This is a genomic window from Rhodococcus sp. IEGM 1306 (genome assembly GCF_036541985.1).
Lineage (GTDB): Bacteria > Actinomycetota > Actinomycetes > Mycobacteriales > Mycobacteriaceae > Rhodococcus_F > Rhodococcus_F qingshengii.
Genome location: NZ_JAZHFF010000016.1, coordinates 17976 through 41733 on the forward strand (window position 1 = coordinate 17976; position 23758 = coordinate 41733).

23 protein-coding genes, 2 tRNA genes and 1 pseudogene are annotated in these 23758 nt (G+C 61.4%); 16 read left to right on the forward strand and 10 right to left on the reverse strand.

Going from position 1 to position 23758, the window contains the following annotated elements; genetic code table 11:
- Positions 1-27: 27 nt before the first annotated feature.
- The 4 genes from V3587_RS28195 to V3587_RS28210 all read right to left on the reverse strand — a co-directional run bounded on the left by V3587_RS28195 (position 28) and on the right by V3587_RS28210 (position 3141).
- Positions 28-696: a 4-carboxy-4-hydroxy-2-oxoadipate aldolase/oxaloacetate decarboxylase gene (locus V3587_RS28195; RefSeq protein WP_007731695.1), complete on the reverse strand. Its 669-nt coding sequence runs from the start codon at positions 694-696 to the stop codon at positions 28-30.
- Positions 697-721: 25 nt separating this feature from the next.
- Complete coding sequence (locus V3587_RS28200) at positions 722-1930, reverse strand: aspartate transaminase (protein WP_007731694.1); 1209 nt, start codon at positions 1928-1930, stop codon at positions 722-724.
- A 160-nt stretch (positions 1931-2090) separates the two neighbouring features.
- On the reverse strand, positions 2091-2495 hold the full coding sequence (locus tag V3587_RS28205; protein ID WP_007731693.1) for a DUF4259 domain-containing protein: 405 nt from the start codon (positions 2493-2495) through the stop codon (positions 2091-2093).
- A gap of 25 nt (positions 2496-2520) precedes the next feature.
- On the reverse strand, positions 2521-3141 hold the full coding sequence (locus V3587_RS28210) for a LysE family translocator (protein WP_007731691.1): 621 nt from the start codon (positions 3139-3141) through the stop codon (positions 2521-2523).
- A gap of 399 nt (positions 3142-3540) precedes the next feature.
- On the opposite strand from V3587_RS28210, the gene V3587_RS28215 reads away from it, so the two are divergent.
- Positions 3541-4551: an alpha/beta hydrolase gene (locus V3587_RS28215; protein ID WP_030535774.1), complete on the forward strand. Its 1011-nt coding sequence runs from the start codon at positions 3541-3543 to the stop codon at positions 4549-4551.
- An 8-nt stretch (positions 4552-4559) separates the two neighbouring features.
- Here the strand turns inward: V3587_RS28215 and V3587_RS28220 are convergent, their stop codons facing one another.
- From V3587_RS28220 to hisC, 3 genes are all read right to left on the reverse strand, one after another.
- Positions 4560-5429 (reverse strand): MYG1 family protein, encoded by an 870-nt coding sequence (locus V3587_RS28220; protein WP_003943978.1) that lies wholly within the window; start codon positions 5427-5429, stop codon positions 4560-4562.
- Positions 5430-5466: 37 nt separating this feature from the next.
- Positions 5467-7161, reverse strand: coding sequence for a bifunctional metallophosphatase/5'-nucleotidase (locus tag V3587_RS28225; protein ID WP_030535773.1), 1695 nt, complete (start codon positions 7159-7161; stop codon positions 5467-5469).
- A gap of 100 nt (positions 7162-7261) precedes the next feature.
- A complete protein-coding gene (hisC, locus tag V3587_RS28230) occupies positions 7262-8338 on the reverse strand; it encodes a histidinol-phosphate transaminase (RefSeq protein WP_007731684.1) in 1077 nt (358 codons plus the stop codon).
- Positions 8339-8399: 61 nt separating this feature from the next.
- Between hisC and V3587_RS28235 the strand changes: the two genes are divergently transcribed.
- The 3 genes from V3587_RS28235 to V3587_RS28245 all read left to right on the forward strand — a co-directional run bounded on the left by V3587_RS28235 (position 8400) and on the right by V3587_RS28245 (position 9462).
- Positions 8400-9119: a dienelactone hydrolase family protein gene (locus V3587_RS28235; protein WP_003943860.1), complete on the forward strand. Its 720-nt coding sequence runs from the start codon at positions 8400-8402 to the stop codon at positions 9117-9119.
- Between the two features lie 96 nt (positions 9120-9215).
- A tRNA-Ser gene (locus tag V3587_RS28240) sits at positions 9216-9307 on the forward strand.
- An 82-nt stretch (positions 9308-9389) separates the two neighbouring features.
- A tRNA-Arg gene (locus V3587_RS28245) sits at positions 9390-9462 on the forward strand.
- 77 nt (positions 9463-9539) lie between these two features.
- Here the strand turns inward: V3587_RS28245 and V3587_RS28250 are convergent.
- The 3 genes and pseudogenes from V3587_RS28250 to V3587_RS30740 all read right to left on the reverse strand — a co-directional run.
- Positions 9540-10754: a tyrosine-type recombinase/integrase gene (locus V3587_RS28250; RefSeq protein WP_209910930.1), complete on the reverse strand. Its 1215-nt coding sequence runs from the start codon at positions 10752-10754 to the stop codon at positions 9540-9542.
- Complete coding sequence (locus tag V3587_RS28255; protein WP_374192589.1) at positions 10751-11191, reverse strand: hypothetical protein; 441 nt, start codon at positions 11189-11191, stop codon at positions 10751-10753. The genes V3587_RS28250 and V3587_RS28255 overlap by 4 nt, the downstream gene beginning before the upstream one ends.
- A gap of 6 nt (positions 11192-11197) precedes the next feature.
- Positions 11198-11407, reverse strand: a pseudogene (locus tag V3587_RS30740) (hypothetical protein); the annotation flags it as partial.
- A gap of 134 nt (positions 11408-11541) precedes the next feature.
- Between V3587_RS30740 and V3587_RS28260 the strand changes: the two are divergent.
- The 12 genes from V3587_RS28260 to V3587_RS28315 all read left to right on the forward strand — a co-directional run bounded on the left by V3587_RS28260 (position 11542) and on the right by V3587_RS28315 (position 23609).
- Positions 11542-11706 (forward strand): excisionase family DNA-binding protein, encoded by a 165-nt coding sequence (locus V3587_RS28260; protein WP_209910935.1) that lies wholly within the window; start codon positions 11542-11544, stop codon positions 11704-11706.
- Positions 11707-11819: 113 nt separating this feature from the next.
- Positions 11820-12155, forward strand: a complete 336-nt coding sequence (locus V3587_RS28265; protein ID WP_030535769.1) for a hypothetical protein — start codon at positions 11820-11822, stop codon at positions 12153-12155.
- The gene (locus V3587_RS28270; protein WP_030535768.1) at positions 12152-12517 is read left to right on the forward strand and encodes a hypothetical protein; all 366 of its coding nucleotides are present in this window, start codon (positions 12152-12154) and stop codon (positions 12515-12517) included. Before V3587_RS28265 ends, V3587_RS28270 begins: the two co-directional genes overlap by 4 nt.
- A gap of 96 nt (positions 12518-12613) precedes the next feature.
- Positions 12614-13339, forward strand: a complete 726-nt coding sequence (locus V3587_RS28275; RefSeq protein ID WP_283377549.1) for a bifunctional DNA primase/polymerase — start codon at positions 12614-12616, stop codon at positions 13337-13339.
- A complete protein-coding gene (locus V3587_RS28280; RefSeq protein WP_283377550.1) occupies positions 13297-14640 on the forward strand; it encodes an AAA family ATPase in 1344 nt (447 codons plus the stop codon). Before V3587_RS28275 ends, V3587_RS28280 begins: the two co-directional genes overlap by 43 nt.
- Before the next feature lie 247 nt (positions 14641-14887).
- Positions 14888-15133, forward strand: a complete 246-nt coding sequence (locus tag V3587_RS28285; RefSeq protein WP_283377551.1) for a hypothetical protein — start codon at positions 14888-14890, stop codon at positions 15131-15133.
- Entirely contained in the window at positions 15130-15498 is a 369-nt protein-coding gene (locus V3587_RS28290) for a hypothetical protein (RefSeq protein ID WP_283377552.1), read from the forward strand. Before V3587_RS28285 ends, V3587_RS28290 begins: the two co-directional genes overlap by 4 nt.
- Positions 15499-15905: 407 nt before the next feature.
- Positions 15906-20657, forward strand: coding sequence for a transglycosylase SLT domain-containing protein (locus tag V3587_RS28295; protein ID WP_283377553.1), 4752 nt, complete (start codon positions 15906-15908; stop codon positions 20655-20657).
- Between the two features lie 20 nt (positions 20658-20677).
- A complete protein-coding gene (locus V3587_RS28300) occupies positions 20678-20839 on the forward strand; it encodes a hypothetical protein (RefSeq protein WP_156778985.1) in 162 nt (53 codons plus the stop codon).
- Between the two features lie 148 nt (positions 20840-20987).
- A complete protein-coding gene (locus tag V3587_RS28305) occupies positions 20988-21863 on the forward strand; it encodes a hypothetical protein (RefSeq protein ID WP_283377554.1) in 876 nt (291 codons plus the stop codon).
- A 370-nt stretch (positions 21864-22233) separates the two neighbouring features.
- The gene (locus V3587_RS28310) at positions 22234-22425 is read left to right on the forward strand and encodes a helix-turn-helix domain-containing protein (RefSeq protein WP_283377555.1); all 192 of its coding nucleotides are present in this window, start codon (positions 22234-22236) and stop codon (positions 22423-22425) included.
- 266 nt (positions 22426-22691) lie between these two features.
- Positions 22692-23609: a helix-turn-helix domain-containing protein gene (locus V3587_RS28315; RefSeq protein WP_082239025.1), complete on the forward strand. Its 918-nt coding sequence runs from the start codon at positions 22692-22694 to the stop codon at positions 23607-23609.
- Positions 23610-23758: the final 149 nt, after the last annotated feature.

Sequence of the window (23758 nt, forward strand, 5' to 3'; positions counted from 1 at the left end):
GGGCGGTTAATAAAGGCGCACAGCAGGTTATTCGACCACCAGGCCCTTGGCTTCCAGCAGGGCAGTCAGATTGCTCACCTCGAGTGGGGTCTCGCCCCGCTTGTAACGCTCGATGTACCCGGCTTCGGCTTCGTCACGGGCACGCGAAAGTTCGATTGCCTCGGCAACCTCCTCGCGGCGGACCACGACAACGCCGTCGCAGTCACCCTTGACGACGTCACCGGGATAAATGACCTGTTCTCCGAAGACCAGGGGATGGTTGATCGGGCCGAGAGATTCCTTGACGGTTCCCTCGATGTACACGTGCTTGGAGAAGACGGGGAATCCGAGTTCGCGGATCTCCCGGGTATCGCGCACTCCGCCGTCGGTGACCAGTGCGGTAATGCCGCGCGCAACACAGGCATTGGCCAGAACATCGCCGAACTGGCCGGCGGCTTGATCACCTGAAGAGACGATCAGGACGTCACCCGGCTGTGCGTAGCTGATCGCAACCTGCAGCATGAGGTTGTCGCGGGGATGGCACTTGACTGTGAAAGCGGAGCCGCAGAACTTCATGTCGCGGTCGATCGGCTTGATCGCCGGATGCAGCGAGCCCTTACGTCCCTGTGCCTCGTGAATCGTGGCCGCGGAGAACGTCCCCAGTTCGGCAATCAGGTCCTTGTCCGCGCGATCAATTTTCGTCTTGACGTGAATCATCTTGTACTCCAGAAAGTATGAAAGATCAGGAAAGGCGTTCGACTGCCGCGGCGATCTGTGCCGCGGCCTTTTCGAGGACAGCCTCGGAGGTGGCGAAGGAGATACGGAAGTACGGCGATGCGCCGTAAGCCGAACCCTGAATGGTGGCAACCGACGCCTCGTCGAGGAGATAGAGGACGAGATCCTGGTCGGACTCGATCACGGTGCCATCCGGGGTCTGCTTGCCGATCAAGCCGGCACAGTTGACGAACAGGTAGAACGCACCCTGCGGCACGACGGGCTCGAGCCCGGGGACAACACTGAGGAGGTGAGCCGAGAGGTCGCGTCGTCGTCGGTAACTTCGTACGGATTCGGTGAGGAAACTCTGGTCGCCGGTGAGGGCTTCCACGGCTGCGGCCTGGCTGATCGAGGACGGGCAGGAAGAACTCTGACCCTGCAGTTTGTTGACGGCGCCGATCAATCCGGAATTTCCGAGTCCGTATCCGAGTCGCCACCCGGTCATGGCATGAGACTTGGAGACTCCGTTGGTGACCAGTACCTGATCACGGAGGTGCGGAGCGACCTGCAGCAGACTCGGGATCGGAGCGTCGCCGAAGTTGATCTCGTCGTAGATCTCGTCGACCAACACACTGACATGGGGATTGGCCTCGATCACTTCGGCGAGGGCCTGCAGCTGCTCGCGGGTGTACACAGATCCGGTGGGGTTGCCCGGGGCATTGAGGATGACCCACTTGGTGTTCGAAGTGATTGCAGCGGATAGTGCTTCGGCTGTGAGAAGAAAGTTGTCGGACTCCTCGCACTGAACGATCACCGGAGTTCCGTCGTGAGCGAGGACCATATCCGGGTACGAAACCCAGTAAGGGGCGGGAACGATAACCTCGACGCCGGCTTCGACCGTCGCCATGAGAGCGAGGAAGATGACCTGTTTCGCGCCGCCGCCGACGGTGATCTGGTTGTCCGCGTACTGGATTCCGGTTCGCGAAGCCGCGCGTGCTGCGATTGCCTCGCGTAGAGCCGGGATGCCGTTGACTGCGGTGTACTTGGTCTGACCCGTGTTGATCGCAGTGATCGCCGCAGACTTGATGTTGTCGGGTGTGTCGAAATCGGGCTCCCCGACGGTCAGGTCGAGTATTTCACGGCCCTGGGCCTTCAGCTCGCGCACTCGTTGTGCGGCAGCCACACTCGGCGACTCCCTGATTCTGTCGACGCGCGCAGCCGGAACGAAAGTCGCCATGATGGTCTGCTCCTGGGTCCGGGGTGAGCGTGGATTCCCGTCGTCGACGAGCCACAGTTCTCACTCGGTGATCCGTTCGACCATAGGGTCCTACCAGGGAATCTGACCAAGACCGAACCGTTGTGGCCCGATAAGCAAACGTGATGGAGCGGTGACGGAATCAGACCGACAGAACGCGCAGATCCTCGAGACCGTCCACGACGGGAACTCGCCACGACGCAAGCTCTTCCGGTCCCTGCTCGTCCCACAATTCGAACAGTTCCGAATCGGTCGATGCGATGGTGCGCTCCACCATTTCGATCAACCAGGTGAGCCGTTCGCTGGTCAGGGCCGCGGTGAAGGAATCGAGATCGAGGTCTTCGGTGGCGGGGTCGCGCTTGTGATCGGCGCGCACGATCAGCACCAATTCGAGCAAGGCGATGGCGATTTGGCCGCCGTCCACCTCGAGGTAGTCGTCCTCGAATGCCCACTCCACCGATTCGAAGGTGAAGTCACCGTGCCCGATGGACGCGATCAAATCCCCTGCACCGTCGTTCTCGAACGGTCCCGATCCCCACGCGCCCACTGTCTACTCTTTTCCGATTGCCGTCTCAGCGCGCTTCGAGCGCGATCTTCGCTCCGAATCCTAGAAGAACTGTTCCGGTTATGCGCTCGAGTGCCTGTCGCACTCGGGGCTTCTCGAAGGTGCTACGCGCTCGCGAGAGAAGGACCACGTAGCCACTGAGCCACACGATGGTGATGGCTGCGTGGATGAGCACCAGCAATGCAAGCGACGGTCCCGTCGGCCACCCGGCCGGAACCAACTGCGGCAACAGTCCGGTGTAGAAGACGGCGATCTTGGGGTTGAGCAGGTTGGTGGTGAAGCCCGTCTTCCATGTCCCGGCCTTCTGCGATCGTGGAGCGTCGGCATTGTGTTGCATCCGCGACGTCCGGCTCTCCCACAGTGCTCGCACACCGAGATAGATCAGGTAAGCCGCGCCGGCGAGCTTGACGACGGTGTACGCCTCCGCCGACGCGGCCAGGATCGCCGACAGCCCGAGGACGGTCAACAGACCCCACACCAGAAGGCCCGAGACGATGCCGGCAGCTACCCGGAAACCGGCGGATCTGCCCGCGCCGAGAGCAGCCTGCGTCACGACGGCCATGTCGGGCCCGGGGACCAGAGTCAGTAGGGCGAGCACAGCTGTGGCGGCGAGCAGAGCGGTCAGCATGCAACAAGTATGAAGTCGGGGTGGGGAGCATTGTCGGCCGGTGGTGTCGGGCCTGTGAACAAAGAGTGGCGCGGCGGTGTGAACTGCATGGACACGCCCGGAAACCGGCGTCTCGCGAGCCCTGTTCGACAAAGTTATGCACACTGTGGGGAAACGAATCGTTGCAGGTAGAAGGAATAACTATGTTGTAATTCATCCTTTTGTCCACAGGTTATGCACAACTGGGAAGCGGATGTGAATGAAGTTATCCACACCTGTGTGTGCATCGGTGGAGAACTGTCCAACTCCATTGGATACCCGCGAGTAATAAATCCCAACCAGTGGGTTGACCCCGGGACGTTCGTCCTGTCCAATCGAGAGTCAGCGGTAGTCGTGCGATGCTCAGGGGGCGCTTGACGGATGCGGAGATTTGGGTTTGTCGGGATTGTGTTGGTCGTGCTCGCGCTTGTCGTGGGCGGAGTGGCGTATGCCGAACCGGCACCTGAAAACCCGCCAGGAGATTCGGCCGGTCAGGCCGGGGCTCATATCAATCGCATAGAGCAGTTGTCGCCCACACGCAGTGCCGTCTTCGTCGAGTCGCCGGCCATGCGGCGCGAGGTGCAAGTGCAGGTTCTGCATCCAGCGTCGAGTGCCGGTTCGCGTCCGTCCTTCTACCTACTCGACGGCGTCAGTGCCGGTTCGGAATCCGGATACTCCGAAAGCACCTGGACTCAAAAGACCGACATCGAAGCGTTTTTCGCCGACAAGAACGTCAACGTCGTTCTCCCTGTTGGCGGTACCGGCAGTTTCTACACCAACTGGAAGAACGACGATCCGAACCTCGGTGTGAACAAGTGGGAATCGTTTCTCGCTGAAGAGCTTCCGGCGTTGATCGATTCTGCGTTTTCCGGAAATGGGACGAATGTGGTCGGCGGGGTGTCCATGGGTGCGCTCGGCGCGGCCAACCTCATCACACATCACCCGAAGCTCTATACCGGATTGGCCTCGTACAGTGGCTGTCTCGACAACTCCGAATCGTCCTCGCAGGATTCCGTGCGGCTCACCGTGGCCAGCAAGGCGGGCGACGCCACCAACATGTGGGGCCCGGCGTCGGACCCCGACTGGCAAAAGCACGACCCGTCCACCAACGCGGAAACGCTGCGTGGGAAGACGATCTACGTGTCCTCCGGTACAGGTGCGCCCGGAGAATACGACAACGTCTTCACCCCGAGTGGACTGCAGACTGCCATCGAAGGCGGACCGCTCGAGGCGCTCGCTAATACGTGCACACAACTGTTCGAAGCGAGGTTGGGGGAGTTGTCGATTCCCGCAGTGTTCGCGTATCGGAACGACGGCACCCATTCGTGGCCGTACTGGCAAGACGCGCTTCACGATTCCTGGCCGACGGTGAAGACGGCGCTGGGAATGTGAGCTGAGAACTACTCGGCCAGTGCCAGTTCGAGCAATTGGAGGGCGCCGTCACGGGTCTGCGCAGCCGCGATGAACCCGGCCTTGTGGCAGAAGACCGAACTGTCGACGCCCGTCTGGGCGGCAAGATCCGAGCCGTTCAGGCCGCGCCACGGCTCCGGCAACAGCTTTCGTGAACCGAACTTGGAGTCAGCAGGCTTGACCGTCTGAATCGACCAGCCGCCGTTGGTGTTCGGGAAGATGGTGAACAGCAGCTCTGGCTGGGCCGACGCGGCGCGGCCGTGGGGAACGAAGCGTTCCAGCACGACGAAGCGCGGATCCGTTGCTTTTTCGTAGGTCTCGGTGAACTCGCGCTCGGCCGCCGCGTCGCCGGCATACTTGGCGCGCAGGCGAATCAAGACCTGGGTTGCGAGAACGACGGCCAGCTCGAACTGGGTGTCGAACTCCTCGTCGGTGGACGAGATCGGATTGAAAAGGTCCAGCACGGACGACAGATCAAAAGGCTTGGTGCCGTAGTCGTTGAGGGTGTAGATCTCTTGGCCGTTGTCGACGGCGTCGATGCCCTCGACCAGTCGGCTGTCGATACGGCGGAACACGGAGGCGTCGCCTTCACAGAACTGCAGGCCGTATTCCTGCCAGAGCAGACCGAAGGCGGAGTACAGGATGCCGTTGCTGCGCTCGCCGGCATCACGCTGGTGATGGTCGAAGCGCCCCTCGGCCGGGTTGTAGCGACCGCCGACGTCGAGCACGATGTCCGCGCTGTCGAGGACGGACTCGTCACGGCTGCGAACGACGGTGGCGTCGGGGTACAGCTGCTTGAGCAGCGATACGCCGAAGACGTCGTCTGCATGGAACTTGCCGTTATGGGTCGCGATGATCACCCGTCGAGACTAGGCAATCGAGCGCGGGGATGCCTAGTCAGCCGATGGTGCGGATGCGGTCGGTGGCAGGTGGCGAGACCGGCGACCCGGCTGCGAACAGGGCGGTCAAGGCGTCGAGGTCGTTGCCAGCACCGGTCATCTGGGTGGAGTTCTTCAGTGCGGTGAAGCCGTCCCCGCCCTCGGCGAGGAACTTGTTCACCACGACGCTGTAGACGGCGTCGGGCGCGATGTCCTGCCCGTTCAGACGCATTTCCGAGATTCGCGAGCCCGGCGCTGCTCGCCGGTCCATGGCGTAGGTGAAGCCCGCGGACGGGGAGAGGATGCGCTCGGTAGCGGTGCCGTCGAGGTCGATCTGGAATTGCTGTTCGAGAGCGTCCTTCAACACCGCTCCTGTGACGGAGAGCACCTCGAGGCTGTTACCGAAGGGTTGAACACCGTAGGCCTGGCGGTAGGTGACCTGGCCGGAAGTGCCGAAGTCCAAGTCCTCGCGCATGCCGCCGGGGTTCGTCAACGCTAGTTGGGCGCCTCGTGTCGATCCGGCGGCGAGTTGAGCGTCGGCGACCAGGTTGCCGAGTGTCGATTCGCCGCTGGGGACGCGGTCGCGTGTCAGATCGGCGGTAATGGTCCCCACCGGCCGCTGAGCGCTGTCCGACGCCTCCGACCAGGCCCGGTCGGCGAGAGCCTGAATATCGGGATCCGGCGAAATATCGTGTGTCACTATCTGATTGAACGCGGACGTCTGATCGCGAACGACCTCGCGTGTGTTGCGGTCGATGGTGACGTCTGCGACGGACACGATCCGGCCGTGCGAAGCGCCCTGCATCACGACTCTGGGATTGCCTGCGGGATCAGGGAATTCGCAGTTGTACTGCTGGTGGCTGTCGGCGGTGAAGATGACGTCCACCTTCGGTGAGGCGCGGAGGGCGATGTCGCGGGCCGGGCCGGACTCGACGTTGCAGTCGTTGGGCCCACCTTCGACGGCCGGTTCGTCCCCACGGTGCAGGAGGACGGTGATGGCTTTGACGCCGAAGAAGTCGAGGACGTCGGCGGTGCGGTTGATCGCTTCGACCTCGTCGCCGAACTGCAGATCGGCGATCCCGCCCGGTGTCACGATCTGCGACGTGTTGGCGGGGGAAATCGCTATGACTCCGAGCGGAATGCCGTCGACCATGTTCACGGTGAACGGCAGCGTGGCCGGAGCGCCGTTGGTGTACGTCATGTTCGCGGCCATCAGAGGGAAGTTGGCGCCGCCGAAGGACGGACTGAACGTGCACGCATCGACGGCGGAGCAACCGCCGGACTGCATGCGACGGAACTCGGCGAGCCCTTTGTCCAGTTCGTGGTTGCCGATCGCGGAAGCGTCGATCTTCATCCGGTTCAGGAGTTCGACCGTCGGTTCGTCGTTGAACATCGCCGACTCGAGCGCCGACGATCCCCAGTTGTCACCGACCGAATACAGCAGCGAGTTGGTGGCTTGGCTGCGAAGTTGCGTCACGTAAGCAGCGAGATACGCCGCGCCACCTGCGGGAGTGAGCGAGCCGTCGGCCTGCCTGATCTCGCTGCGAACACCTTCCGGCGGGCGGAGACTGCCGTGCAGATCGTTGAACGCCAACAGACGTACCGACACCGTGTCCTGGGACTCTGCGTTGGCGACGCCACTCAGGGAGGTCGCGGTGGTGGCGAGAAGGGTCGTTGCGAGCACGGCACACGTTCGTGTCATGCGTCGCGTCATGCGTCGTGCTCCCTCACTCGGACCGGCCTCGAACCTCCCTGAGTGTGCCCGTCTGCCGAAACGAATTCCAGTCCTCGGCGTAACAGTTATGTATCGAGTGTCACGCGGTGACGCCGATGCCCGCGGCCTGCTTCGCGACGTCGGTGTTCGCGAAAGCGAGGAATGCGTCGTTCTCGTGTGGATCGCCGATGGTCATCCGGACGCCCTCGACGCCGTACTGGCGGATCAGAATGCCCGCTTCGGTACTCGCCTCAGCAAAAGCGGGAGAGAGTTCTCCGAGGGGGAGATAGACGAAGTTCGCCGACGACTCGGGGACGGTGTACCCGGCTTCGATCAGAGCGGTTCGAACTCGCGTCCGCTCGGCGATGACACCTTCGGTGCGGGCAAGCAGTTCGTCTGCTGCAGCCAGGGAAGCGATTGCGGCGGCCTGCGCGACAGCGCTCACGGTGAACGGGGTGTGCACCTTGCCGAGGGCCACGATGATCTCCGGATCCGCGACCGCGTAACCCACGCGGATTCCCGCGAGGCCGTACGCCTTCGAGAAGGTGCGCAGAACAACCACGTTGGGGCGGCTGCGGAACAGCTCGATGCCGTCGGCGTCCGAGCGTGAGTATTCGAAGTACGCCTCGTCGAGTGCGACGACGACGTGCGCCGGGACCGCGTCGAGGAAGCTCTCGAGCTCTGCCTTCGACAGTGCATTGCCGGTCGGGTTGTTGGGGTTGCATACGAAGATCAACCGCGTGCGATCCGTGATCGCGGCCAGCATCGCGTCGAGGTCGTGGCCGAAGTCCTCGGTCAGCGGAACCTTGACCGAGACGGCATGGCCGACCTGGGTGACCACGGGGTACGCCTCGAACGAACGCCACGCGTAGATGACCTCGTCACCCTGATCGCACGTGATCTGCACGAGTTCCTGGCACAGCGTCACGGAGCCGCAACCAGCGGCGACGTTGGCCGGCTCGACTTTCAAGAAGCTGGCCAGCGCCTCGATGAGTGCAACCGCGGCATTGTCCGGGTAGCGGTTGGCATTGGCGACCGCGTCGGCGACGGCGTCACGCACACCGGGCAACGGCCCTACTGTCGTTTCGTTGCTCGCCAGCTTGATCGCACCCGGAAAATTGCGTCCGGGAACGTAGGCGGGGATGGAGGCGAGGTCAGGGCGAATGTGTGCGGTCACGAGTCGATTATGCGCGCACTGATTTGGTGCGTAGCGGCCGTCTGCGTGTCAGAGTTAGAAGATGTCGGAAATCTTCCGAGCCACCGCGTATCTGCGCGGAGCCGAAGGGGAGGTCGCCACGGCTGTTCCGCTGACCGTGGTGGAGCCGGACGGCCCGACGCGGGGCGGGATCGTCGTCCTGCATGAAGCCCGGAAGTTCAGCCCGGCTCTGCTGAATCTGATGTGCGCGCTTGCCGGCGAAGGGTGGGTGAGCGTCGCACCTCACCTGTTTCACCGCGAACCCGAACACATGCAGGGTGAGGTGTTCGGTGACAACCTCTTCGCCGACTTCGACGCGACCCTCGATTGGCTCGTCGGACGCGAAGTTCTCGCAGACACCATCGGGGTGCTCGGATTCGACGACGCCGGTACCGCCGCGATGCTCGTGGCCACCAGCCGTCCCGTCGGCGCCGCGGTGAGCGTCGCCGCCCGGGGAATCGTCGAAGCCTTGTCGGTGGATGCTCAGGCGCTTGTCGACGCGGCCACTTCCCTGCAGGCGCCGTGGCTGGCGCTGTACGGCGAGGACGATCCCAGCACGCCTCGCGAACACGTGACTCTGCTCCGGGAAGCGACCGCGAAGGCCGACGTCGCGACACTGGTGGTCAGCTACGCCGGACTGGCTCACCGGGCGGACGAGCCGCCACAGCTGTCCGAGGACGCTGACCTCGACGACCCTGATTCGGCCTCGATCATCGAAGCTCAGACCCGGATCTTCGACTGGTTCGACAGCCACCTGCGGTAAGTCCACAAAACAGCCCGCTGACCACACGTTTTGCCTTTGGTGGCGAAGGGTGTGTAATCTTTCGATCCGGCGGTCCGAAAGGATCGGAACCCCCAGGGAGGCGTGCCAGAGCGGCCGAATGGGACTCACTGCTAATGAGTTGTCCCTTTTACGAGGGACCGGAGGTTCAAATCCTCTCGCCTCCGCCAAGCCGGTGATTTTGACCGGCGGGTTAGAAATGATAGAAATTACGACGGTAAGACACGCAAGACCAGCAAGACAACAGAACATGCGCCCGTAGCTCAACGGATAGAGCACTTGACTACGGATCAAGAGGTTAGGGGTTCGAATCCCTTCGGGCGCACAACAGAAAGCCCCTCACCAGCAGAGATGCCGATGAGGGGCTTTCTTGTATCCGAACCCTCTGGGCCGGCTCAACAGTTACTCAACAGATTGCGTCAGATCTGGGCCGAAAGTGTTGAGTACCGATGTCATGTCTGGGACGTGTGTCACACGCTCGATGTAATGGGCTTCAGTCACTCGAGTGTTGGCGTGACCAAGTTGGGCCTGAGCACCTTCGACGCCGTACTGCTGCTTCACTAGCGTTGCTACCGTGCGCCGGAACGAATGAGGCTTCACCCACGCGTACTCCTCGCCTAGTGCTGCTCGCCACGCCCGACGCACGTTGGCAGGAGACACCCAGTTGCCCGTCCCGGTGACAAAAACTGCCCCCACGGACTCCTCGGGCACAGGCAGGCTCAACCGTCGCCGCAGAGAGTCTGCGGCGAACTGAGGCAGCATCACCGTCAGTGGAGGTGCGTCACCTTTTCGGTACTCCTGACGACGCAGCTTTTCTCCCTTTGTTCGAGGAACGATCAGCGTGCCTCGAATCTCGACGGTCACCGGGTCGGTGGACAGGTTGACATCCTCGGCGCGGCGCAATGCCAGTACCTCACTGATTCGACCACCTGTCGCAATGAGCAGATCCATGATGTCTTGCAGGTCTTGTCCAGGTTTCGGGCCAGGCCGTGGCCGCACTGTTCCGTCGAGGCTCACTTCCTCATGCCGGCAGTAGGCTGCGATCTTTGCTCGGACAGCCGCAAACTCCTCCACAGTGATTGCTCGGACAGGCTTCCTCTTGATCTTCGGCCTAGTGGTCTCTCTTGCGGGGTTGTACGGAATCAGGTCGAGTCGGACGGCAGTCGAGAAGATTCCGCTGCAAACGATCTGAGCGAGTCGTGCGCGGGAGGGGGCGGTTTTTGCGATCGCCCGCAAAAAAGCGTCAACCGTACCGGTGGTGACCTCGCCAATCTGGAGAGAGCCGAGGGCGGGCCGGCAAACCCGATCCCACGTGTCGGTGTAGGTGCCCAAGGTCTGAATCTCGACGGTGTCCGCCTTTTCCTCCAGCCAGTACGCAGCAAGGTCGGTCATCGGAGATCTTGCACTCAGCGCAGCTCGGACACCCGCCGGCGTCACTCGATCGGTGAGCTTCTTCTGAACATTCAGCCGGGCATCTTCCGCCGATGTCCCAGTCGCCTCGACAAGACGCAGCACGCCGTCTCGGTCGCGCACTCGAACCTTGGCCACATCAGTACCGTTGCGGCTCGTAGTGGTGATCTTCCCCCACTCGCCCGGCTTGAGACGCTGCCTAGTCATCGGTCCACTTCCATGCCTAGCGACCGCATGCGGGCTAGGAGAAATTCGAGCAGGCGATTTACCTGGGCCAACTGAGACAATAGGTTCGCGCTGTGCTCGACGGGCTCAGTGTCCGGAAGGTCTGCAATCCGATCTTCGAGATCAACCGCCTGTTCGATTAGCCCTTGCCATTGCCGTGCCAATCCCAAGCGTTCCCCCGACTGCCCGAGATTGTCGAGCCAGTCATATCGGTCGTCGACGTCGGCAATGCTCGGATCTCCGGGAATCTTACTGAAGTCAAAACCTGTCAGCACCTCGCCCGTGAACTGAAGGGCAGCTTCCAGGCTGTCGCCTTGTCGGCCCGGAAAAATATCTACCTGCCGGGAAATCAGGCCGGGAAAGAGTAGTTCAAGAGGCGCGACTTCTAGTGCGGCAGCTAATGTTTGGATCTCAGCCACGTCTAACTTGGCGGATCGGCTATTGCTTTCAATCTTGGCGATAGTGGCTCGCGTGATCGGAAATCCAACATGGCTTGTCCTAGCGGATAGCTGCGATGCCGAAAGCCCACGCGTCACCCTTAGTTCCCGAACTGCCACCCCTACGCGCTCGGCTTGGTCATTCGCCCAAGCCCTTGCCGTCTCAGATCCTCGCATTGTCGCTTCGTTGCTCCGCATAGGAGCAGACTAAACCGAACTTAGGCGCATCGTGGAACTACGTGTGATACTGTTCCGAACAGATCCAGCATCATAGATTACTGGACCTTAAATGGAGCAATCGGAGGTAAGTGGTGACAACCCCAGCAACTCAAATGCACGCCATCCCAGCTGTTCAAGTTCGCCTGAGCGTCGGCCGCGCCAAGGTCTTCGAGCTAATTAAGTCCGGAGAATTGCGCTCGGTGAAGATCGGCAAATCTAGGCGCGTCTCCGAGTCTGCGCTCTGCGAATACATCAAGGGGCTCGAGGCTTCGGCTTGATGTGCGCGCAGGAATCAAACGAAAAAGGCACCAGATGCGGGACTCCCATCCCGGAAATGCACCTGATGCCTGTTCAGAACCCCAACAACCCTTACGAAAGCAGGAGATCTGTCATGAGTTTACCAATTATCCCTACCGTTGCCGAGGTTCTCGCGGGTGTGCCCTCAGGTGAGAGCGTCCACACCGTCGTAGCCGTGATGACTATCGGAAAAGTTGCGCCACACACGAGCGTTGATGTCGAGCTCAGCCGCTTCGATGCCCTCGATGATGAGGGTATCGCTCGTCCGTCCGAGTGGGAGGTCGAGTTCAGTAAAGGCGAGGGGAGCAGTTCTATCCATCCCTCCGAAGTGCCGGCCCTGATCGACACGCTGACCGAGATGTATCGGGCATACCTGGACCTCACCGTCGCCGCATTCCAGATGATCGAAGACGGGCAGGCCCCGAAATGACGATCATCGTGAATGCGCCGACAAGTGAACAAGTCTCGGCAAAGCTGGACGAAAATGGCGGCGAGAGCACCATTTTGGCCCAAGTTGAACGTGCTCCCTTCAAAGCTCAGATACTTCGATACGACGGGCATGACGGCGAGGAGTTCTTTACCGACCTCCCGCGCATCGAGATCGACTGCTCGGATCAGGACGGCGGAGAGATGTTCGTCGACCTGACGATCCTGCCGGATTACGTGGAGACGTTCGCGGAAGTAGTGAACGAGATCGTGTCCGACTACCGGGCCATCGCCAGCCGGTGCAAGCTTCTCGCCCGCAATGAGTCCGAGATCCGTACATCGGCCGACTACCGGGAGTCGCTGTGACCACAACAACTTTCGCGCTCACCTTCCTGTTGATCGTCGAGAACATCACGATCATCTGCCTGGGCGCCTTCCACCTCCACGAAACGGGGCTACGACATGGTTCATCCGGAAACGCAACGCATGCGCGACCTCGGGTTCGCGCTCGGACCACTCGACGGGAAGAAGGCGTTCCTGCCGGGAGGATTCCACGACTTCACCACCAACCCAGACGTGCTCACCCGTCAGGCGCACAAGTACCCGCACTGCAACTGGGGCGGCACATGTCAGGGCGTGATGGTGCTCGATGAAGATCCTCGGAACGGCGGCAACCTCGAATCTTTAGACATGCCCGAGGTTCTCGACACCTTGGTCGTGCGGACCGGATCAGGTGGCCGGCATGCGTACTTCCGATACGACGGAAAGGTCCGCGGCAAGCTCGACAGGTACGACGGGATCGATCTCAAGACCTGGCGCACGGGCTACACGGTGATGCCCGGCTCCGTTCACCCAGATACCGGAAAGCTGTACCGGATCGAACGCGACCATCCGATCGCACCATTGCCACAACAACTGCTCCCTCTTGTAACTCCACCCGTCTACAAACCGTCGCCGGTCACCGCGAATCCGGAACGGCGCTCGGATGGGTTGGTGCGCAAGGTTGCCGAGGCTGTCGGTGGTGGCCGTAATCAAATCACGTTCTGGGCGTTGTGCCGCGCTCTCGAACGTGGGGGCAGTTCTCTTGTGCCTGAGATTCGCGACGCGGCACTGTCCACAGGTTTGACCGAGGGAGAGTTCGATACATGTCTGAGATCGGCCCAGCGGACGACAGGTCGGGCGGCGTGAGCGACTCGGAGTCAGTGCCTGAGTATGTCGAAACTCGACCGAAGGTTTGGAAGGCGACCGACCTAGATGGTGCCCGTTCGATCGAATGGCTTGCCGTTGGTCGTCTTCCGGCCGCGTCGGTGACGTACATGCTCGGGCCGGAGGGAATCGGCAAGTCGATGTTCTTGGTGTGGCTGATCGCGCTGGTGACGACAGGCCGACCATTTCTCGCCTTTGGGATACCAGCCCGCGCACCTCAGTGTGCGGTGCTGGTCCTGACGGAAGACGACTGGTCGACAGTCGCCCGCCCGAGACTCGAACTCGCCGGCGCAAACCTGGACTACGTACGCGTGATCTGTGCCGACAGTGACGGCTCTGGCTCTCCGACGTTTCCACGCGACTTGGATGTGGTGGCGGAGGTTGCCCAGGATTCAGCCCTGGTGATTGTCGACGCTTGGGCAGACACCCTTCCGGGGTCTCTCACCGTTAAGGATCCGCAGCATGCACGTCGGGCACTACACCCCTGGAAGGAACTGGCAACCCGCACCGGCATCTCAGTCCTGTTGACCGGGCACACAAATCGGGAAGCCACAGGCAATGTCCGCAATGCCTATGGAATGACCGCCGAGTTGCGCAAAAAGGCTCGCATGACGTTGCTCGCCCAGCCTGACCCGGATGACGACACGGTGCTTCTCATCGGACCCGAGAAGACGAACTTGACGAAGCCCGTGGCGGCGTCGAAGTTCCGAATCGAGTCCGTCCAGGTGTTCGACCCGAGCCCTGACAGTGACGGCACTGTTCCTCGCTTGGTGTGGGCAGGTGACGCCGAGCATTCTGCGCGGGATGTGTTCACTGACGCGGCTGAAGCTGCACAGGGCGAAGGTGGCGATCGGACCGAGGCGGAGGCATGGCTCGAGGACTATCTCACCGAACAAGGCAAGGCTCCCAGTAAGCAAGTCAAAACCGAGGCAGCTAAGGAGAAGATTTCCGAACGAACTCTCAAGCGGGCCGCACAGAAATTGAAGGTGGTGTACACCACCGAGGGATTCCCTCGAATCTCATGGTGGGCACTCCCCCCGCAGTCAGGCCACGCAGCGAACCATCCCTCTGAGAGTGGCCCAACTGGCCCAACTGTGTCTGACCTGCACAAACTGGCTGGCCCCACTGAGCGTCAAATACAGCTGGGCCACTTGCCAGAAGACGGGCCACACAGTGGCCTCACTGCCAAAGTTGACCTTTGCGGCAAATGCGGAGGGACGCTCGGCAGGTCCGGGAAGTGCGTGGCATGCATCGTCGCCGATGCGAGCGGGGTCCCCGCATGACTGCACCCCGAACGCGGTCCGGCTCACGAAAAGTGCCGGGAGCGGAATCACTTCTCGCAGCGATCTTGGCTAATCGACCAGACCTTCCTGAAGCAAAGTGCCGAACGCACTGGGATTTGTTCGACAACATCGCAGACGCCAAGGCAACCGACGATGACAAGAACTACGCACGCGGGCTGTGTGCCCGCTGCCTGCACCTGACCGAGTGTCCCGATGCACTCATCACACTCCACCGAAAGGCGACGGCATGAAGGTTCCAACGGAACTCTCGCTCGACCAATACCGAGAGCTCAATGAAATTTGCCTCGAATATCGGGGCAAGCGATGGACGCAATTGACGATGACGGAATGCGACGACCTCTTGCAGGAAATCAACCAGGAGGTGGCGGCACTAGAGGAAAGAATCGTGGAGCTCAACGCCTCACGTACGGAAGAGCTCGAATCGACTGCGGAAGTTCCGCAGTTTTCAATCAACGCAAAGGACGCATCATGACCAACGAGACACCCGAGACACCCGCCCTCGTGACAGTCGTCGACGACAAAGGGGTCCCCGACGCCGTGATCGACATCGACGTCATCCAGAAGGCTGCTACCCGGCTCATGTACGACATGGCCGCCAAGAGCCACGACATCGAAGCCATGCGGAAAGTCAACGAGCGGTACCTGACAGAAGTCGGACCTGAACTCTTCGGCTATGTCGCCGGCCATGCCCTGAAGTTGATGGCCGAGTGTGTAGTCGAACCGCTACTCGTCATGTGCGACAGGGCAAAGACTCCGAGGCGAGCGGATCTCGTTGCCGCTGCCGAGAACGCTAATTCGACCCTCCGCGACATCCCCCTGCCGGATGACGAGGGCTGACGCCGAACACCTCGGGGCAGGAGTGATCTTGCTCCGAGGTTCGGCCATCCCAGAGATCTACTACCTTGTCTCCGTTGCAATCAAGCAGCTGCAGCGCGACGGGTATCGACCCTCACCGCATGTTCTCAATCTGCAGGAAGAACTCAAGCTCGGCGCTCTCGAAGCGAACGATGAGCTGAGTCGACGGCGACAACGCGACGTCGCCAAACCCCCTATCCCGCAAGGATTATCAATAGGCAGCACTGAAGCCGCGGAAATCCTCGGATGCAGTAGACGCCACGTTCAACGAATCGCAAGTTCGTTGGATGGTCGGAAAGGGAGCGCCGGGGCTCTCATCTTCGACCGAAACGTCGTGATGGCTTACTGCGGGGCAAGGGGTTCCGTGGCGTAGTACCCGGAGGTAGCCCGTGAGTGTCCAGTTTCAGGCAGGCACAGCATCAATCGCCATTGGACCCGACCTCACGGGCTTCCATCGGAAGGTCAAAGTCAGACTGCGCTCCGAGCGCATCGAAGCACCGGTCATCGTCGTACCGAACTTCGACAACTTCAGGCAGAAGCTCGAAGCGGGTCTGGGGAGATTCAACGCCAATATCAAGGTGACGGTCTCCCCGGACCTGTCTGGTTTTCGCCAGCAGCTCCGGGCTGACCTCGCAGCTGGATCTGCCGGGGCTGATATCGAAGTGCCACTGCGGTTGGACCTGACTCTCGCTCGGGAGCAGTTGCGCCTGTTTCGCATTGAAGCCAATCAGGCCATGCGGGCAGACTTCGATCTGGACATCACCGCTGCACTGGCTCGTTTGGCAACTCTGCGCGCCGCATCTCAGGGCATCGGTTCGACGGCCAATATCGGAGGTGGCGCCGGTCGTCGAGGTAATGACCGCCTCGGTGGCTCTCTGTCGAGCGTCGGAACATCTGGTCTCAAGTACACCGCCATTGCGGCCGGTATCGGTGCCATCGGGGGCGCTGCAGGCCTGGCGGCGGGCGCGGTCGGGGCACTCGCCGCCGGTCTCGGCGCAGTCGGGATTGCCGGCGCGGCAGGCATGGCCACCACCGTCGTTGGACTCAATGGAGTCAAGGACGCCTTTACCTCACTAGCTGCGGAAGCCAAGTCGTCAGTTTCCGACGCGCAAGCAAAGGCGAAGAGTGTCGCCTCCGCGCAGAAGGGTGTCGAGCAGGCGAACCGCGGCGTGGAAAGCGCCACACGTGGAGTCGAGCAGGCGAATCGAAGTCTCGAGCAGGCCGAGAAGGGTGTCGCTCGCGCTCACCAATCAGCCCAGGATGCTCAAGAAGACCTGACCCGAGCCCGCAAGGATGCTCAGGAGCAGATCGAGGACCTGAACCTCGCACTGAAGGGGTCCGCTCTCGATGAGCGTGGCGCCGAGTTGGCGGTTCGTCGTGCCGAGCAGCAGTTGCGTGACCTCTGGAAGGGTGGCCAGCCGGTCACCCAACTCGACATTGCCGAGGCTGTTCTCGGAGTCGACGAGGCTAAGCAGCGTCTCGATGAAGTGCGTGAGCGCAACGGTGATTTGCGAACCGAAGTCGATGCAGCCAACAAAGCAGGCGTCGAAGGTTCTGAACAAGTTGTCTCTGCCAAGGAAGCGATCGCCGAGGCTGACGACCGAGTCAAGGAAGCCGAACTCGGAGTGCAGGACGCTCAACTCGGAGTCGCGGACGCCAACCGCGGTGTCGTAGAAGCGGTTCAGGGAGTTGTCGAAGCCCAAGCGGCTCTGCAGGAAGCGAACAGTGCCACATCGAGCAGTGCCGACAAGGCCGCCGAGGCAATGGCCAAGCTCTCCCCGAGCGCGGCCGGCTTTGTCCTCGCGATGCGCGAGCTCGGGCCCGCGTGGAGCGATGTCCGTAAGTCGACGCAAGAGAACATGTTCGCCGGACTCGACGCATCGTTCACGAACCTCGCCCAGGTTTCGATGCCGATGCTCAAGGAAGGCTTCGGCGAGGTAGCGACTTCCATCAACGGGGCCGCGACAAACTTCTCCGACTTCTTCGCATCCGCTGCGGCTCAGGACAGCCTGCGAAACATCTTCGCCGGTACCGCTGACCTGATCACTGGCATGCAGCCCGGTCTGGCTGCCATCACCGGAGGCATTCTCGACATCGGCAACGCCGCGGCACCCGTCATGGGGCAGCTCGGCGAGTCTCTGGGAAATGTGCTCGGCGGCATCGGAACCGCATTCTCCGATGCCTTCGAGTCCGGAGCATTGACTGAGCTGATCGGGAACTTCTCGTCGATTCTCGACGGTCTCGGCGGCGGCCTGAACGGCCTACTCGACGGATTGATCCAGTTCGGCAACATTGTCGGTCCGGTCATCGGCCCAGTCCTTCAAACACTCGGTGAGTCGATCGGAGCCCTCGCTCCTTCACTCGGTCAACTCGGTGTCGCATTCGGTGATGCGCTCGTCAAGATCCTGCCGGATCTGTCGAAGTTCATTTCCGCTCTGGCAGACGGGCTGACACCGGTCATGCCCATCGTCGCCGAACTCCTGGGATCTCTCGGGACCGCTCTCACGCCACTGATTCCGCCTCTCTCGCAGATCATTCAGACGATCGGCACCGCCCTCGTCAAGGCAGTCGACGCCCTGGCTCCCGCGATCGGCCCACTGGGCACCGCCTTCGCAAGTCTGGTCGAGGCTCTCGCCCCGTTCCTGCCGATGGCAGCCGAGGTCATCTCTGTACTCGTCCAGGCGCTCGCGCCGGCACTGCAGAAGATCTTCGAGGCGCTCGGGCCGGTGATCGACCAGTGGCTCACCGGGATGAAGCCGGTACTCGAAAAGTTGGCGCCAATCCTCGCCGACGTTGCGATGCAACTGGGTACCGCGATCGCCGACGCGCTCGTCCAGATCATGCCGCTGCTACCAACTCTGATCGACTCGTTCTCGCGGATAGTGCTGGCGATCACGCCGTTCATTCCGCAACTGATCCAGATCGGCACCGATCTGCTCCCCGTACTGATCGACCTGTTCGTGGTCCTTGTGGAGACAGTCCTTCCACCGCTGACCAGAGCTATCGAGTGGATCGCCGAACATGTCTTACCCCTGGTGGTCGAAGGCATTAGATCCTTCGCCCAATCATGGGGCGAGAAACTCACCGAAGCCAAGGACGCCGTGCTGGGGGCGAAGGAATTCATCGGCGAGACTTTCGAGAAGGTGAAAGGCACCCTCACCGACTTGAAGAATTTCTTCGGCAACATCGTCGAATCCATCGGCAATGTTTGGGATGGGTTGAAGGACAAGGTCGCTGGACCGATCAACTGGATCATCGACAACGTCATCAATGGCTCCCTGAAGAACGCATGGAACGCGGTCGCGAAGGTCATACCCGGCCTCGACGAGTGGGGCGGCGTCAGCCGTATCGAGATAACCGATGCAGGCAAGGCGGATGGCGGCCTTAATCAGGTAGTCAAACGAGCAACGGGCGGCATTCTTCCGGGCTACACCCCGGGCCGTGATGTGCACGAGTTTGCATCACCAACCGGTGGGCGACTGCACCTTTCAGGCGGCGAAGCTGTAATGCGCCCGGAGTGGACCCAGGCCATGGGCTCCGGCTACGTGAACGGCATGAATGCCGCAGCACGAGCCGAGGGCGTAGCTGGCGTCAAGAAGCGAATGCAGTACTTCGCAAACGGCGGAATCGTCGAGTCGATGACTTCGGCCGTGCAGGAGAAGTTCGGCACCGGAATGCAAATGACCTCCGGTCTTCGCTACACCGACAACGGCTACCACTCGCAGGGCATGGCTGCGGACTTCTCGAACGGGTATTCCTCAACCCCTGAGATGCGTCAACTCGCAGGCTGGATTGCAGACAACTTTGCAGGCCGAACCATCGAGTTGATTCACGATCCGTTCAATCGCAACATCGGCGCCGGCAACCCAGTTGGTGACGGTTACGGGTTCTATGGCGCGGGCACGATGGCGGAGCACAACAACCATGTGCACTGGGCAGTCGCGGAACCGGTTGGCCCTGGCGGCGATCCGGCCGACGCGGATGGTGGCGGGTTGCTGGGCAGTATCCGTCGAGCCGTTGGCGCGGCAATGAATCCTGCGAAGCAGGCTGCGGCAGCCGGATTCGATTTGGCCGCTTCGCAGCTCGGTAAGTCTATTCCAGACTTTGGGCCCTCGCTGTTTGGCCAGGTGCCCAAAGCTGCCTTCAATGCGATAAAGGATGCGCTGACTGAGAGGATCCGAGGCGCAGCGGGTCCGAACGATTCAGGGTCGACGCCGTTCGATATCGGCGCTGGCGCAGAACAATGGCGCTCCAAGGTGATTGAAGCTCTCCAGCGAGAGGGGTTTGACGCCAACGAGCGGAATCAGAATCTGATGCTCGCGCAGATTCAATCCGAGTCCGGCGGCAATCCGAACATCGTCCAGTCGGTTCAGGACGTGAACTCGGGCGGCAATGAAGCGGTGGGTCTACTTCAGGTCATTCCTGGAACCTTTGCGACCTACCGCAATCCGGATCTGCCGAACGACCGCACGAATCCCGATGCTTCAATGTCCGCGGCGTTGCGCTACTACCGATCCAGGTATGGCGACGACCTCGGGGCCATGTGGGGCCAAGGGCACGGCTACGCACTCGGCGGGATCATCCCCGGATACAGCCCCGGCCAGGACAAGTTCCAGGTCGGAGTTTCCGGTGGTGAGTCGATCATGCGGCCCGAGTGGACTCGCGCTGTGGGTTCGTCGTTCGTCGACGGCATGAACTCGATCGCCCGTAAGCAGGGCGTCGAGGGTGTGCAGCGGGCGATGGGCGCCGGAGTGATGGGAATGTTCGCCGAGGGTGGCGTCTTCACGCCGGAGGAACAGCGGCTCTACCTCGAAGGCCGACTCAGCAAGTTCGGAACCCAGGCGGGCGACATCGCCAAGAAGGCGCTTCCGGAGATCCTCGGAGTTCAGGGCACGCCCTTGGATCCGAACCACCGGTACTGGCAGGCGGCGATGGACATCCAATCCGCGGCTATGGGAGCCCAAGCAGTCGGCCCGGTCGTCTCAGACCAGCTCGGGTCCAACTCGATTCAGTCCGCGATCGCCGAAGGTGGCCGCGTCATCGAGGAGCACATCCACTATCACGTCACCGACATCGATGAAGCGATCCGCAAAGAACGCATCCGGCAAAAGCAGCAAGCCACATCGTTCACCGGACGCTAACTACAAGAAAGGAATCCACCATGACCGAAGCCCACGAAACAGACCCCGCACGACCGCTCGGCGCCGTCGTCGAGGAATACCTCAGCGGACTCACCGAGCAGGACTTCACAGACCTCGTCGCCAGGACACGTGAGCCGGTGCAGGAGGAGACCCTCTACCCGGCCTCCTGGCGGACTCAATGAGCCCTGAGGAAGAGGACGCACGCTCCGAACGCATCCTCGAGCAACTCAGGCTCGGCGGGTTCAAACCTGGAGCCTCGCCGGCCAAATCACCCGAATCTGACCACTCGTACCCACCCCATTGGAACTCTCGACGAAGGAACGAACAACAATGACTGCCTACTACAGCTCGCTCACCACCACTGCCCACTGCAAGCGTCTCGTCTCCAGCATCAAGGCATTCGACATTCCGGTACCCAAGCCGCTCTCGGACACCCTCGATGCGTGGCAGCGAATGAAGGCATTTGCTGCTCCCTCTGATGCAGTAGCCGACGAGATCAAGGACAAGATCGTCCGCGGCGAGCTCACCGACGCCCAGCTCGCCACCCTGGCAGCCAAGGGCGCGGCCGAGCAAGCCGCCCGTGACTACGTCGGCTCGATCACCGGCCATGAAGCGTCGTACGTCCGTCGCTTCCACGACGCTCTCGACAACGGCATCGCAGACGAGATCATCGACGCACTGCGACCCAAGGTCGACCAGGCAATGGCAGCCATCGCCGCAGCCAAGGAGCACATCAACGGCGACGAGTCATTGGAAGCGTTCCTCAATCACGCTGACGCCGAGGCGCTCGACGCATGGCAGTCACTACCCGGATACATCGCGACCCTCGACAGGGCCGAGAGCATCCTCAACGACTTCCTGCCAGGCTCGAGCTTTCCCCTCTTCGAGTCGTCGCCGGCAACTCTCCGCATGTCAGCGTTCGCTGTGTTCTTCACCGACCCCTCACTCGGCAAGCTGATGGAAGCGTCACAGTTCTCTCACACCGGACGCAACGGGGACCGACGCGACAACCCTTGGTACCGAGTGATGACATCGATCAAGCTCAACACTCTCGCAGAGGCGCGTGAATACCACCGCGCCTACCTCGAACAGGACTACGAGACGGTGAACCAGACGTTCCGCGGAACAGTGACCGAGGACAACGGCATCGTGCAGGACGCACCAATGCCGAACCCGTACCGCAAGCCCGAGCCTGCCGAGAGCTAACCAGCCGGCCAACCCATCGGCGTCAACCTCACCACCGCGGTATCAAACGGGCAGTGCCGTGCGTGGATGGATGACCAGCTCATGACCCGCACCTTTCCGGAGAGGCTGGCTCAGCGCCGATGACAGGCCCTTACGAAGCACCCCTGGCCATACCCCCTCGATCGATCCACACGGAAGGGCGCTTTGAGCCGCTGACCTTGTACGGGATACAAGGTCGGTTCGAGGCCCGTTTCCTGGTCTTTTGCCGAGTTCCGGACCAAAAAGTGCGTGGGGAGAGAAGCGACGCAATGCGGAGCGGGTGGCAGCAGGATCGATCGAGGGTGCACCGGGAGGGTCTAGAAATTTGACCCCTCAGCCATAGGGTCAGGACATGAGCGAGAACATCGATACCCCATGGATGAACGTCTCCGAGGCCGCGGCTTACATGCGCCGGCATCCCGTCACTGTCCGCAAGGATCTTGAGTCCGAGCGCCTTCTCGGGTATCAGCGCAAGGCGCCGAATGGTCACTGGCGAATTCACCGTGACGACTGTGATCGGTTCCTCCGTGGCGAGTCGAACTGACCTGCTCTCGGTTCAACTGACATCAGGTCCAACCTTGGCCGGTGCAACTCAACACTTACTCAACGCATTGATGGCGAATCATGGCGAACTGTGCCGAACTTTCCGATACTCAAATCGTAGCTAAAGGCCAGATCAGGTAGACTTTCCCGAACCTTAGTGGACTATCAGAGATTGTTTGTTTTAGACCAAGAGGTTAGGGGTTCGAATCCCTTCGGGCGCACAAGAAAGAAGGTCACAGACTTCAGGTCTGTGACCTTCTTTTTGTTGTGGTGCATACGCAATTCTTGAATGTGTGTGAGGTCACCTCGGCGATTTCGGGCGGTGATCCTCGCGATCGTGGGAACCGACAACCGATCCACGCGACCTATGCTTTCTGCGGAGCAGCCACGCGAACCGAGGAGAACCCGTTGGAGACCGTCGACAGTCGGACGCTCCCGGTCTACTCGGCCGGGGCGGTCGAGGTGCCCTTTGTCATTGCGGGCATGGACGAACTTGTCTCCCGCGAGACCCGGTGGGATGCGCACTCGCACCCGACTCACGAATTGTTGTGGAACGAGCGGGGAGCGTCGAGCGCCACGGTGGGATCGCGCACGTGGACCATTACGCCGACCGTAGGTCTGTGGATGCCCGCCGGCGTCCTGCACTCGGCGATCGCGCCGGCCGGCACCTGGTATCGCGCCGCTCAGCTCGACATCGCATCGGTTCCTTCTCTGTCCGACGTGCCGGTGGCGATCGAGGTCACTCCGCTGCTGCGGAACCTCCTCGAGCGACTGGCAGACGAGTCACTCGGAGCTCCTTCGCGCTCGCTCACGGAGCAGATGGTGATCGACGTGCTGGCACCGTCGCCGAACGAGTTGCTGGTGCTGGTGCCGGACTCGCCACTTCTGCAACCCATCGTCGATGCGATCGGTGACGATCCGAGTGACATGCGAACGCTGTCCGACTGGGCAAGGCTCCTCGGTGTCAGCCCGCGAACCATCACCCGGGTATTTCGGTCGGAGACCGGGATGAGTTTCGGGCAGTGGGTCTCGGCTGTGCGCGCCCAACGAGCGGTGACCCTTCTTGCCCACGGCTTGGATCTACAAGAGGTTGCCGAGCGTGTGGGCTACCACTCGACCAGCGCATTCGGGGCGGCATTCCGACGCACTACAGGCGCTACGCCAGGGATGTTTCGGGCTAGCTAAGCGGTCATCTCGCTCTGACTCGATCGCTACACCGGGTGTCCCAAACACGCGATTGCGCCACAATGCCCTCCCGTATACGGTTTAGGCAAACCTCACCTAAGTGCCCTTATCGAGCCGGGTTGAGGGCCGTACCCCTTCTCGAGAGAGTT